This is a genomic window from Amycolatopsis sp. SID8362 (genome assembly GCF_010550475.1).
Taxonomy (GTDB): Bacteria; Actinomycetota; Actinomycetes; order Mycobacteriales; family Pseudonocardiaceae; genus Amycolatopsis; species Amycolatopsis eburnea.
In genome coordinates this window covers 1-827 of the sequence record NZ_JAAGNB010000948.1, presented here as the reverse complement: position 1 = coordinate 827, position 827 = coordinate 1, and the positions used below count along the sequence as shown (strand labels likewise).

Sequence of the window (827 nt, the reverse complement as noted above, 5' to 3'; positions counted from 1 at the left end):
AGGACCGTGTCCAGGCCATCGATCTGGTCCAGCAGCTCCAGGCCGATCGTGCCCTGCCCGGCGCAGATCTCCGGCTGGTCGTAGGCGTGGCAGAAGAGCGCGCCGGAGTCCGCCGCGTGCTTCACCGCGGCGTCGTAGGCGTCGGCGTACTTGTCGCCGACCAGCTCGACGGCCGCGCCCAGCGCCCGCAGCTTCGCCACCTTCACCGCGGGCGCGTTCGCCGGGACGAAAACCCGGGCGGCCACGCCGAATTCGCGGGCGGCGTGCGCGACGGCGAGCCCCGCGTTGCCGCCCGAAGCGGCCACCACCCCGGCCGCCGACAGCTCGCCGGCCGCGATGATCCGGTTGAACGCGCCCCGCGCTTTGAACGACCCGGTGTGCTGCAGCTGCTCGAGCTTGAACCACACGCCGTCGTCGGCGAGGACCGGCGTCCGGCGCACCCGGTCCCGGATCCGCCCGGCCGCCAGTTCGACATCCGCAGTGCTGATCATGGGTCCAGCATGCGCGCCGGCCGGCCGTAAGCACCAGCGACGTCTCCTATGCTGGCGTTAGCGGAGCTGATGGCTGGAGGTAGCCGTGCTCGACGCCCATCGCCTGGCCGTGCTGGCCGAGGTCGCGCACGCCGGCTCGATCGCCGGGGCCGCCCAGCGGCTCTCCTTCACGCCGTCGGCGGTATCGCAGCAGCTGGCGAAGCTCGAGCGGGACGTCGGGGCGCGCCTGCTGCACCGGCACGCCCGGGGCGTCACGCTGACGCCGGTCGGGGAGGCGCTGCTCGGCCACGCGGAGACGATCGTCGGCGAGCTGCGCACGGCCGAGCGGACGGTCCG

The 827-nt window shown here is 73.9% G+C and carries 2 protein-coding genes; one reads left to right on the top strand and one right to left on the bottom strand.

All coding sequences use genetic code 11. The features are described 5' to 3' along the window. Positions 1 to 491: pyridoxal-phosphate dependent enzyme (locus G3I65_RS29395; protein WP_160698978.1), on the bottom strand; the 491-nt coding region annotated here is incomplete at its 3' end. A gap of 85 nt (positions 492 to 576) precedes the next feature. Here G3I65_RS29395 and G3I65_RS29390 point away from each other — a divergent pair. Then, positions 577 to 827 (top strand): LysR family transcriptional regulator (locus tag G3I65_RS29390; protein ID WP_160698977.1); only part of this gene is annotated, 251 nt, incomplete at its 3' end.